The sequence below is a fragment of the Flagellimonas aurea genome (assembly GCF_017313785.1).
Classification (GTDB): Bacteria; Bacteroidota; Bacteroidia; order Flavobacteriales; family Flavobacteriaceae; genus Flagellimonas; species Flagellimonas aurea.
In genome coordinates this window covers 1-11,868 of sequence record NZ_JAFLNL010000003.1, presented here as the reverse complement: position 1 = coordinate 11,868, position 11,868 = coordinate 1, and the positions used below count along the sequence as shown (strand labels likewise).

The following is an 11,868-nucleotide window of genomic DNA, read 5'->3' as shown; positions in this document are numbered from 1 at the left end:
AATGAATATGAAATCTTATAAAGATATAAAGTCAATAATTGCAATTACTTTAGTGCTTTGTGCCCTGTCATGTGATGACTTTGTGGAAGTGGATGTTCCTACCAATAAACTAACAGTTGAAAGTGTATTCGACAGTGATGAAACAGCCCGGAGTGCTATGCAGGGTATCTATAACGAACTGTTCCGGTCTGCATCGTTTTGCAATGGGGGAAGTAATAGTGTGACTGCCTTGGCGGGTTTAAGTGCTGATGAAATATTCACCCTCAATACGGCCACGGATTTGGGTTATTTGGAATTTCAGGAAAATGAAATCCTACCTAATAATACGGCCAATCTTTCCCTTTGGAGCAGTGCTTATAATATTGTCTATATGGCCAATTCGGTATTGGAAGGGGTATCGGCATCTGAGCAAATATCAGTAGAGGTAAGCAATCAACTAGAAGGAGAAGTCAGATTTATCAGGGCTTTTACCTTTTTTCAATTGGTCAACCTATATGGTGAAGTACCCTTGGTATTGACAACGGACTACAGGATCAATGCCGAAATGTCAAGAGCATCAGTTGAAGAGGTCTATAGTCAAATTAGTATTGATCTTCAAGAGGCCGTTACTCTTCTTGATGCCGGGTATCCGGATAGCGAACGTATCAACGTGAATCGATTCGCAGCTGAAGCCCTTTTGGCAAGGGTATATTTATATCGACAGGAATGGGCATTGGCAGAAATACATAGTACTAATGTGATCAATCAATCAGGTTACTATGAACTCTTGAAGGACTTGGACCAGGTATTTCTCAAGAACAGTCAGGAAGCGATTTGGCAAATTTCTCCTGCCGGAAATGGTAATAGTTCCACAAATACAAATGATGGTTATTTATTTGTTTCCCCTATTCCACGATTGGCGTTGACCAATGAATATGCAGCTTTTTTTGAAGACTCGGACATGCGGCGAAGTTATTGGATTGGATATAACCAGGACAAGGAAACCTACTATCCCCATAAATATAAGGATGGGAGAAGTACGAACAATATTACCGAGTATTCCACGGTGCTCCGTTTGGCAGAACAGTATTTGATCCGGGCCGAAGCCCGAGCCCGACAGGGCAATATATCGGGAGGAATCTCCGATGTGGATAAAATCAAAGACCGAGCAGGACTTGGCCTATTATCCGAAACAAACCCCGAGATCAATCAGGAAGATTTGGTTAACGAAATCCTTATCGAACGTAAAAAAGAGTTGTTTACGGAATGGGGGCATCGATGGTTTGATTTGAAACGAGTAGGTAAAGCCTCCGAAACTTTGGGAAGCACTAACCCTTTATGGCAAGATACCGATGTGCTATACCCTATTCCGGAACAGGAACGTATGAAAATCCCTGGATTGGGGCAAAACGATGGCTATTAATTGACAAACCTTTTAGCCACAAGCAAAAATTTATAATTCAAATCATTCAGTCAAGTTATCCATAGATTTCTATGATGGGGAAACTTTCCATGACTTTGCTATTCATTAATTCTAACAACAACCCATGAAATTCAATCATATTTATTTTATTCTAATATTGATAGGTACAACCTTATCAGTCCAATGCCAAAAACAACCAAAAAATGACACCATACCTCTGGATCCAAGCATCCGTTATGGAAAACTTGCCAATGGTTTTACTTATTATATTAGACCTACTTCCTCCTCGTCCGATAAAATAGACATGAGCCTGGTCCTAAAAGGAGGCGCAAGTATCCAGGATATGGATCAGATTGACATAGCCCATTTTTTAGAACATATGGCATTCAAGTCCAGCGAGCATTTCCCATTGGGAATTAAGGCTCCTGACCAGTTGGACAGTTTAAAAATAGGATTTTTTGATATTACCGCTTCTACATCAAAATATTATACAAAGTATAATTTTGAAATTCCTAACAAAAATCCGTATGCGTTGGAAAAGGCGGTATTGTGGTTCAAGGATATTGTTGGCGGTGACCTTAAACTAACCACTGAGGAGATCGATGCGGAAAGGGGAATCTTGAGTCAGGAACGAATTGGTAAGAGCTCTGCTGGTGCCGACCTAAGGGAGACGTCAAGAATTGGACTGCAATCAAAAATAGATCCTGGGGCAAGAAATTGGCGGAATGATTTGAATTATTACATAGAATATCATCGGACTTTCAAGCCGGAAATTTTAAGACGCTACTATAACGACTGGTACAGGCCGGACCTGAGTGCACTAATGGTAGTGGGTAATATAAAGGATGTGGATAGTGTGGAGGCCCTTGTGAAAAAAAGGTTCTCTAAAATCCCAAAACCAACAAATCCAAGGAAATTTATGAATATGGATTCGATGTATTTTATACAAGAACCCCAATTCGCGAAGGTAGCTGTTCCCTTGGGGAATCAGGATAATATTGATAAGCAACAAGTAATATTTCATTTAGGGTATAGGGATCACTATACAAAGGCTAAACTACATGCCCAAGAAGGGTTGAGAAGAGAATTGCTTTGGAACATTCTATCAGGAGTGCTCCTAACTCGTACCCGGCATAACGAAGAACAGTATAATAACGATTTCAGTGGATTTAACAAGTATTTGACCTATAAAAAGGCTTTCGGTATATTCCAAGCTCGCAATATGTTTACAATATTTATTGATAGCAAGAACAATAGTGCAAAAGAAGGTACTGAAAGAACCATTAGACTTTTACGTCAGCTCTATCAACACGGACTGTTGGAAGAAGAATGGAACATGCTGAAAAAAGAAGAGATTCAGCAAATGGATAGGGGTAAAAGCAAAAGTACATCATCTTTGATTGAGGAAATGAGCTCACATTTTATTTACGGGGAAGCCCTGCCAGAAGACAAGAATACCTATTTAAGGGGCTGGTTCAAAGGGTTGTCCTTAACCCAGGTAAATGAGGAAATAAAAGCCTTGATACCTGCTATACCCGATGATATTGGTATTGCAGCCTACGAGGGCAACAGCATTTTATCCTTGAATCAAACCGATATTCGTTCGTGGATAAAAGATGCATGGAATGCTCCGGTGGAAGCATATCGACCACCAGAAGTACCGGAAAGTTTAATGCAGGAAAAGGAAGTACTTGCGTTGACCAAACCAGATTATGCTGGCAAAAGCACTAACCAGGATACCGGAGCACAGGAATTGTTACTGAACAACGGAATCAAAGTTGTCCTGCTGCCACAAAAAGAAGGTGTCGAAGGCATAAAAGTACATGGATTCAGCCCGATAGGAGCCCAGTGTTATAAAGGAGATGATTATTTTTCGGCTATACATTCCTCAGCCATTGTACTTAACTCGGGAATTGCAGATAAAGACAAATTTGATATTAGTCGTTATTTAGCTTCAAGAAGCAACAAGGTAAAGGTACATCCATATATTAATGTTTCTGAAACAGGGATAAAAGGTGAGACAACGTTGGAAAATATGGAAACAATGTTTCAGCTTATATATTTATATATCAGGAAGCCTCGCATAGATCAAAATGCGTTTTCTGACTGGAAGAAAGGTGAATTTGAAAGTTATGTGAAAGGGCATATACTTCGCAATGATATGGACAACACCATGAAATCATTGACTGGAGATTATAACATTAATTATAACAATACCACTGCGATGGTAGAAGGACTGCCCATGGTAACCATGGACAAGGCCTACGAGCACTACAAAGATCTCTTTGGCAGAACAAACGATTTTACTTTTATCATAACAGGGGACTATAATAAGGATGTCGTTATAAATATGGCTCAGAAATATTTAGGCAATTTACCAGATAGGGCATCTCAAAATCAAAGCAGGTCATACAAACAGAAGAGAGTGAAACTGGACAATGGGCCAATATTATTTGAGATTCCTGTACCAAAATATGGAGAGGGGAAAGAAGGGATGGTATATGCTGAAAAATACATTGTCACTAAAAACTTTGATTGGAGAGAAAGAATCAAGGTTAACGTCTTAGTTGCAATGATGAGAAATCACCTTATTACCGTATTGCGAAATCAGGGTTTTTCAGTATATACACCTTTTGTTTTTGGGGGATATAATTTTGAGGCTGCCAGGTACGAAATTATATTAAGAGTAGATTTTAACGCCAAGGGAAATGAAGTTGAGAAAGAGAAACAATTCCGATTGTTGCAGGAAGCAATCCACCAATTGTTGGGGGATATAAAGAAGGGCACAATTAATAAGAATGAGGTAGAACGGGTCTTAAAAGAAATTGATAGCAAGTATTCCACAGGGTTATTTAATAATTCAAAAGTTGACGAGAGATTATATGAATATTATAGGTATGATGCTCCCTGGTTGTCCAAATCGGAAGTAGATATTTATATAAAATCATTAATTGTTGAAGATATCATGAAAACTGCAAAAAAATATCTGGCCAAAGACCACCGTTATGAATTCATAATGGGAAAATAATAACAAAAGGGGGTGCATATCACACCCCCTTTAAATAAAATAAATTAGGGTATTACAGCTTGTACTGTACCATTCCCTTCTTTTGGATCATTTACATCAGGTGTATCATAAATCCGATAGACCAAACCATCCGATTGTGATAAACCAAAACATGCTTGCTCAGTGGGAGTACATGAAGTAACTTCAGGAATCATTTCCCAACCATCCCTTTCAATGTAATCATTATCCGGGTCGGCATTCAAATTGGCGGTCGCAAACGACATACCTGTGGCAAATACCACTGCCAGTACAGGCAATAAAAATTTAGTTTTCATATCAAATTGTTTTTAGTTAATAATTAAGTGCTTACTCTATTACAGGTTTTCAGCTTACTCCTGGCTTTGTTGCGCAACAAAATGGGTTTTATATGTAGAAGTTCTCTTCGTCTTTGTCGGGTATAAGATTATGGTCAGTACAGTGATCACCAGGCACCCCAGGGTCAGGTACAAATGCCCCTGCCAATCCAACATGGAGAAAAATGTGCGACAGGTACAGGGTATGGATTCACTGAAATATATATTGGAAACCAAATAAATGGTAATCGCCAGAAAAAGGCCTAGGTCCATAAATAAGCCCAGTCGTCTGGTTTTGGACCAAAGCAGGGCCATTGCGGTGAGGATCTCCAGGAAGGGAAAAACCCACGAAGTCACAAGGGCCATACTCTCCCCTCCGAATATGGGCGAATCGATGATGTTGTGGTAAAAGAGGTCACCTTCCCAAACCTTTGTAAGGCCAGTGTACATCAAAAACATGGATAGCAATAGTACAATAGTATAGATGACCGAAGTACGGTTATTGGTCAGCCATTTCATGGGGTAGCATTTTATGGTTAACAATGAAAGAATAAAAGGGCATCGGGAACAGGTGGTTCCTTGAAGTGGGTCGGTTGTCTGTAATTACATAAGCTAAATTAAGGGATTGTTATGAAAGGATTGTGTCCTAAATCCGGGATGGAATATCCTGAATCCGACACGATTTTTTTTTATTGTGTCATATGTTCATTTTCGGTTCCAAATGTCACGGAATGTTGGGTTTAGGTTCAAACAACCGGATATGGCTTTGCGGAATTTTACGTATCTTTGTAGTCCCTTTAGTGACTTTCACCGTCGTATCCCATCTGGAATACTTCCCTTGGACAAAACGATGTTTACCTCCCTTTAAAGTTTAATATAGTTTGCTGCCTTTTTGCAAACGGCAAGATGTCCGATTGTGTCACAATCGATTTTTGTGGGCCATTTTACTCGGAACTCGTATGGCCTGCTTTCTATAAGACAGATGGTACTTTTAATGACCAAATGAAGAGGAATATGCAGAGGAAAAATTCAAAACGTACACGCTGGGTGAACGTCCGTTTTACCCCGGAAGAATACCAAAAATTGGAGCAACAGTTCCACAGGACCACCTCCCGGAAACTGAGTCAATATATTCGCGATAGCCTTTTTAATAGACCCGTGGTGACCACCTACCGGAATGCTTCCCTGGACGGTCTTATGGAAGAGATCGGTCAGTTAAGGGACGAGCTCAACCACATAGGGAACAACTATAACCAGGCGGTAAAAAAGCTGTACACCCTTTGGCGGATCGAGGACTTTAAGACCTGGATCGACCGGAATGAAAAGGACAAGGCCCTCCTTTTCCAAAAGATCGATACCTTAGAGGACCACCTTCAAAAAATGGTAGCGGCATGGTTGCAGTGATCAAAACCGGACGTTCGATACACCGCATTTTCAACTACAATGAGAACAAGGTCAAAGAAGGGGTGGCGCGCTGCATCGGCCAGGGGAATTACCCGGTGGAGGCTACCCGAATGAGTGCTGGTATGCGGTTGAACCGCCTGTTGAAACGGGCAGCGCTCAACCCCAACGTGAAACGGAACAGTGTACATATTTCACTGAATTTCGACCCTTCCGAAAAGCTTTCCAATGAGGACATGAACAGCATTGCCCATACCTATATGAAGGGCATAGGCTTTGATAAACAGCCTTATCTCGTGTACCGTCATGAGGATGCCGGACATCCCCATCTGCATATCTGTTCGGTGAACATCCGTGCGGATGGCCGTCGCATTGATATGAACAATATCGGCAGGAACCAGTCGGAACAGGCCCGGAAGACCATTGAAGTGGAATACGGGCTGGTAGTGGCCCAGAGTCGGCATAAGGATACCTATGCCCTGGATCCTGTCGATGTGGAAAAGGCAAGTTATGGTAAACGGACCACCAAAGCGGCCATCCAGACGGTACTGCAGTATGTATTGGACAGATACAGATATGCCAGTTTACCGGAACTGAATGCCGTGCTGAACCTGTATAACGTAGCAGCAGAACGGGGAGGGGAGGACTCTGTGATGTACCGTCATAATGGCCTTCAATTTTGCCTGTTGGATGATAAAGGAAATAGGATAGGGGTACCCCTTAAGGCGAGTCTATTTTATAACAAACCGATCCTGAAAAACCTTCAGGAAAGGTTCCTTAAAAACAAACCTAAAAAGCTTCCCCATAAGCTCAAACTTAAAAATGTCCTGGACAAAGCACTGGCAAACACGGATATTGTTTCCTTGGGAAGTTTAAAACAAGACCTGGAAACACAGGGCATTCATCTACGGCTACGTCAGAGCACTGAAGGGCATCTCTATGGGGTGACCTTTGTGGACCACCGGACCCAATGCGTCTTTAACGGCAGTGAACTGGGCAAGGACTATAGTGCCAAGGCATTGGAAGAACGTCTGGGACCAGGAGCAATCGCCGTGCCGAATCAGCCAGGGCATTCCGCACGGCAACAGGAAGAAGGGTTACAGCCGCAGCCCTCTGCGGCAGAAACCAAGGCCATGTCAAATCCTCCCGCACCTGCACAACCGAAGGAAGAACCTACAATGCTTGATACATTGCTACAGGTGGAAAATGTAGCGGATTACCTGCCGTACCACCTCAGAAAGCAAAATAAGAAAAAGAAGAAACGATAGAGGAGCTTGGTTCAGGTCCTGTTCCGGGGCCGAATTTGCTAAAGCATTCCGCCCGGGAACAACTATGGGGTTACCGCCTTGGCTACTCCGCCGCACCACCCTTCGGCGGGCACAGGCTCCGCACCAAGGCCGTAACCTAAGCCCTGGTTTCTTTGACAACATTATTCAAAACCACGACCCATGCAAACAGGTGAGAACGAACAGGCACTGCGCAAGATTCTGGACATGACAAGGCTTATAGGGGTGTTCCTTTTATGCCTGCACTTTTATTACTACTGTTTCAGCGCCTTTGAACAGTGGAAGTTGACAACTGGATTTACCAACAGATTGCTCCACAATATTTATGAAACAGGCCTTTTTGACCATTTCCAAACCTCCAAGTTGATGGCCCTCGGAATACTGGTCATCTCCCTTATCGGGGCCAGGGGAAAGAAAAAGGAGAAACTAAAGCTCAAAAATGCTATGGCCCATATCGTGCCGGGGTTGCTGCTCTATTTTACAGGGCGTTGGTTGTGGTATTTTCCCATGAACGACATGGCACTGGCCATCTTCTATATGGCCATGACCTCCCTGGGGTTTCTGTGCATCCTGACCGGTGGGACCCTGCTGTCAAGGATTATCCGCACCAGCTTGGACAACAGCGATATTTTCAACAGGCAGAACGAGACCTTCCCCCAGGAAGAACGCTTGCTGGAAAACGAATACTCGGTGAACCTCCCGGCCCGATACCGCCTTAAGGACAAGATAAGGGAGAGCTGGATCAACATCATCAACCCATTCCGGGGATTGATGGTACTGGGGACCCCAGGCTCGGGAAAATCCTATTTTGTGATCCGCCACGTCATTACCCAACATATCCGAAAGGGTTTTTCCATGTTCGTCTATGACTTCAAGTATGACGATCTCTCCCGCATAGCCTATAACACCTGGCTCCAACATAGGGATCGCTACAAAAAGGCGCCCGCTTTCTTTGTCATTGATTTCGATAAGATCATGCACCGCTGTAATCCACTGGAACCTTCCACCATGATCGATATTACCGATGCGGCGGAATCGGCACGGACTATCCTGATGGGGCTTAACCGCGACTGGATCAAAAGACAGGGCGACTTCTTTGTGGAATCGCCCATCAACTTCCTTACTGCCATTATCTGGTACCTGCGCAAGTACCAGGACGGGGAGTTCTGTACGCTCCCCCACGTCATCGAACTCATGCAGGCCGAGTATGACGACCTCTTTACCCTTTTGCGGATGGAACCGGAAATCGAGGTGCTGATCAATCCTTTTGTCAATGCCTATATCAATGATGTGATGGAACAGCTCGAAGGGCAGATCGCTTCGGCAAAGATCGCCATGGCCCGCTTATCGTCTCCCAGCCTGTATTATGTGATGTCCGGGAACGACTTTACCCTGGATATCAATAATCCCGACGAACCTAAAATTGTCTGTATGGGTAACAACCCGCAAAAGATACAGACCTATGGGGCGGTGCTCTCCCTGTACATCACCCGGCTGGTCAAACAGGTCAACCAAAAGGGGAAGCTCAAATCCAGCTTGGTCTTTGATGAGTTTCCCACCATTTATCTTAACAATATGGACAGCCTGATAGCCACTGCCCGTAGCAATAAGGTGGCCACCTGCATGGGCATTCAGGATTTTAGCCAGCTCAGGAAGGATTATGGTAGGGAGCAGGCCGATGTGCTGATCAATATCGTCGGTAATATAGTCTCGGGGCAAGTGACCGGGGACACAGCGAAGAACCTTTCTGAACGTTTTGGAAAGATCATGCAGGACCGCGAAAGTATATCCATCAATTCCGGGGATACGTCCATTAGCAAGAACAAACAATTGGAACTGGCCGTTCCCGCTTCCACCATTTCCTCCCTGAGTTCCGGGGAATTCGTAGGGATGGTCGCGGACAATCCCACGGATAAAATAGACCTGAAAGCCTTTCACTGCGAGATCATCAATGACCATGAAGCACTGAAAAGGGAGGAAGAGACCTATGAACCCATTGCCCCGGTACGGGAGCTCACCCCGGAAATGGTGCAACGTAATTACAGGGAGATCAAACAGGATATCCAGGATATTATCGAAACGGAAATCGACCGTCTTTTGCATAACCCGGCCACAGCGCACATGGTGATCCGAAAGAAAAAAAGGGAATGATAGGGGATTTTTTGTTATCTTATGGTGCCGAACACAAAACCATTAAACGATGTCAAAATTTCAGATTTATAAGGACAAGGGCGGAGAATTCAGGTTCCGCCTAAAGGCCGCCAACGGCCAGAACATCCTTGCCAGCGAGGGGTACAAGGCCAAATCGGGATGTACCAATGGTATCGAGTCCGTCCGAACCAATTCCCAGGATGACGACAGGTACGAACGTTTGGAGTCCTCCAACGGAAGTCCGTATTTCAACTTAAAGGCTACCAATGGCCAGGTCATCGGGACCAGTGAAATGTACTCTTCATTCAGCGCCATGGAAAACGGCATTGCTTCCGTAAAGAACAATGCACCTGGTGCGACTGTGGAAGATCTTACTTAATTTAAAGACCATAGTAAAACAAATGAAGGACTGTCCCCAACAAGGACAGTTTTTTGTTTTTCAGGCTCTCATGAGGCTTGACTTATACCGATAGGATCTAAAATAAAATCGAAAGAGACCTGTTTGGATAATCTTTGTTTGGATTTTGGTCGGGCCAATGGAACTACAGAAAACCAAATTCAAGTTGGTTCATTTTTGTTCGCTTAGTATTGGTTTTAAGAATTAAACATTCTTTAGCAGAGCGAGAAGATAAACAGGAGAAATGTGGGAGGGGTTGTGTCCAAGACTATTTTGACAAAGCGCTTTTCCCGGAGTGCCTGCCTGCCGAAGGTAGGGAGGGCAACGGAAAGCAGGGGAATGGGTTGAGGAATCGGTTATTCAAAGCTATTTCGATAGGTAATGGAGCCGTAAAATCATTTAGATTTTTTTAAGAGTTTTTTATTATCTTGGGACTGTTTTTTTTAACAGCCATATTCTTATTAAATGTAAAATCGGCCTTGCCTTGTGATAAGGCAAAAGTCCCCTCTTCGCCCGGTTTGGATAAGGATTTGTGTTTACAATAATATTTTGATTAGGTAAAACTTATACAATGGTGCCAATAAACCTGTTGTAAATAAGAAATAAATTGGACATCGTTAGAATCCAATGAAAAATAATAATTTAAATAATCACAAAACTTGGGCATAGCCAACCATACTGGGAGTATATGCCTATAAAAGTTCAGCATATAAACAAGTTAGCCACAATTAAAAACAAACGAAATCGAATGTCCAATTTTCCAGTTATAGCATCAATTTTATCAGAAAAAAACTTGGGTGAGTTTGTGAAGGATAAATACAATTTGGATGAAAAATTTCAGTGTAAATTATTCAGAACAGGTGTAAATCACACCTATTTCATTTCTGACAAAAACAATAAGTATGTTATAAGAGTCTATTGTTATGATTGGAGAACCAAGACTGAAATTAAAGAAGAATTAAGGCTTCTTCAACTTTTGAAAGAAAATAGTCTTTCCGTTTCATATCCTATTCCAGATAAAGAAAATAACCTGATACAAGAAATCAATGCACCTGAAGGTCTTCGCTACATTGTGCTATTTTCATATGCTGAAGGTGAAAAAATGAGATTTATGGATAATGAAACTTGTTTTGAAATGGGGCTTCTAATGGCAAAGTTTCACAACATTACTTCAAATAAGAGTATAAATAGAACAAACTATAATTTAGAATTACTTTTAACTAAATCATACGAGCGATTAACGGAATTTTTCTCGGAGGATTTGAGCGAAATGAAATATCTTAAAAAAACAGGAATTGAAATCACCAAAAAATTTCAAGATATAGAACAATCCGAATTCCAAAAAGGAATAGTTCATCTCGATATTTGGTACGATAATGTAACTGTCAAAAACAAAGAAGAAATAACAATTTTTGACTTTGACAATTGCGGTAATGGATTTTTGTTTTTAGACATTGGCTATTTCTTTATCCAATTATTTCACATAGAATCAGACAAAGAAGTATATGAATCAAAAGTTGAAAGTTTTCTTAATGGTTATCGCAATGTAAGAGAACTTACGGAAAAAGAAATTAAGTTAATTCCAGAGGCAGGAGCGTCTATTTTTGCTTTTTATCTTGGCGTTCAAGCACAAAGATTTGATTGGTCGAATATATTCTTGACTGAAAACTATCTGAAAATGTTTGTCGGAAGAATAAAATCTTGGATGGAATATTATAAAAACAAAAAAATAACTGTGGCTAACAATGGCTCCTATGAAAAGCCATAGTCCAGTTTCTCAAAGATAGTCAATATGTTCTTTTTGTCTTAAACCACTTTTTTCTTTTAGTATAACTTGCTCGGCATCCTATATGTGATACACTCTTTTCTGT

Annotated in this window: 9 protein-coding genes; 7 read left to right on the top strand and 2 right to left on the bottom strand. The window is 41.9% G+C overall.

What is annotated here, in order from left to right; translation table 11 throughout:
- The first annotated feature begins 7 nt into the window (after positions 1 to 7).
- Positions 8 to 1,402 carry a RagB/SusD family nutrient uptake outer membrane protein gene (locus J0656_RS05855; protein ID WP_207032253.1) on the top strand — a complete coding sequence of 465 codons (1,395 nt, stop codon included), beginning with the start codon at positions 8 to 10 and terminating at the stop codon, positions 1,400 to 1,402.
- 124 nt (positions 1,403 to 1,526) lie between these two features.
- Positions 1,527 to 4,430 carry a M16 family metallopeptidase gene (locus J0656_RS05850; RefSeq protein WP_207032251.1) on the top strand — a complete coding sequence of 968 codons (2,904 nt, stop codon included), beginning with the start codon at positions 1,527 to 1,529 and terminating at the stop codon, positions 4,428 to 4,430.
- Between the two features lie 44 nt (positions 4,431 to 4,474).
- Here J0656_RS05850 and J0656_RS05845 read toward each other — a convergent pair whose 3' ends face one another.
- Positions 4,475 to 4,744 carry a DUF6520 family protein gene (locus J0656_RS05845; protein WP_207032249.1) on the bottom strand — a complete coding sequence of 90 codons (270 nt, stop codon included), beginning with the start codon at positions 4,742 to 4,744 and terminating at the stop codon, positions 4,475 to 4,477.
- 54 nt (positions 4,745 to 4,798) lie between these two features.
- Positions 4,799 to 5,281 carry a MauE/DoxX family redox-associated membrane protein gene (locus tag J0656_RS05840; protein WP_207032247.1) on the bottom strand — a complete coding sequence of 161 codons (483 nt, stop codon included), beginning with the start codon at positions 5,279 to 5,281 and terminating at the stop codon, positions 4,799 to 4,801.
- A 495-nt stretch (positions 5,282 to 5,776) separates the two neighbouring features.
- Between J0656_RS05840 and J0656_RS05835 the strand changes: the two genes are divergently transcribed.
- From J0656_RS05835 to J0656_RS05815, 5 genes are all read left to right on the top strand, one after another.
- The gene (locus J0656_RS05835) at positions 5,777 to 6,166 is read left to right on the top strand and encodes a plasmid mobilization protein (protein WP_207032245.1); all 390 of its coding nucleotides are present in this window, start codon (positions 5,777 to 5,779) and stop codon (positions 6,164 to 6,166) included.
- A complete protein-coding gene (locus J0656_RS05830; protein WP_207032244.1) occupies positions 6,154 to 7,431 on the top strand; it encodes a relaxase/mobilization nuclease domain-containing protein in 1,278 nt (425 codons plus the stop codon). The genes J0656_RS05835 and J0656_RS05830 overlap by 13 nt, the downstream gene beginning before the upstream one ends.
- Positions 7,432 to 7,611: 180 nt before the next feature.
- The gene (mobC, locus tag J0656_RS05825; RefSeq protein WP_207032243.1) at positions 7,612 to 9,600 is read left to right on the top strand and encodes a conjugal transfer protein MobC; all 1,989 of its coding nucleotides are present in this window, start codon (positions 7,612 to 7,614) and stop codon (positions 9,598 to 9,600) included.
- Between the two features lie 49 nt (positions 9,601 to 9,649).
- Entirely contained in the window at positions 9,650 to 9,979 is a 330-nt protein-coding gene (locus J0656_RS05820) for a YegP family protein (protein WP_207032242.1), read from the top strand.
- A gap of 766 nt (positions 9,980 to 10,745) precedes the next feature.
- Complete coding sequence (locus J0656_RS05815) at positions 10,746 to 11,765, top strand: phosphotransferase (RefSeq protein WP_207032241.1); 1,020 nt, start codon at positions 10,746 to 10,748, stop codon at positions 11,763 to 11,765.
- Positions 11,766 to 11,868: the final 103 nt, after the last annotated feature.

Coding starts and splice junctions, on each gene's coding strand:
- J0656_RS05845 (WP_207032249.1), bottom strand. CDS start 4,744: ATGAAAACTAAATTTTTATTGCCTGTACTGGCAGTGGTATTTGCCACA.
- mobC (WP_207032243.1), top strand. CDS start 7,612: ATGCAAACAGGTGAGAACGAACAGGCACTGCGCAAGATTCTGGACATG.
- J0656_RS05815 (WP_207032241.1), top strand. CDS start 10,746: ATGTCCAATTTTCCAGTTATAGCATCAATTTTATCAGAAAAAAACTTG.
- J0656_RS05830 (WP_207032244.1), top strand. CDS start 6,154: ATGGTTGCAGTGATCAAAACCGGACGTTCGATACACCGCATTTTCAAC.
- J0656_RS05855 (WP_207032253.1), top strand. CDS start 8: ATGAAATCTTATAAAGATATAAAGTCAATAATTGCAATTACTTTAGTG.
- J0656_RS05835 (WP_207032245.1), top strand. CDS start 5,777: ATGCAGAGGAAAAATTCAAAACGTACACGCTGGGTGAACGTCCGTTTT.
- J0656_RS05850 (WP_207032251.1), top strand. CDS start 1,527: ATGAAATTCAATCATATTTATTTTATTCTAATATTGATAGGTACAACC.
- J0656_RS05820 (WP_207032242.1), top strand. CDS start 9,650: ATGTCAAAATTTCAGATTTATAAGGACAAGGGCGGAGAATTCAGGTTC.
- J0656_RS05840 (WP_207032247.1), bottom strand. CDS start 5,281: ATGAAATGGCTGACCAATAACCGTACTTCGGTCATCTATACTATTGTA.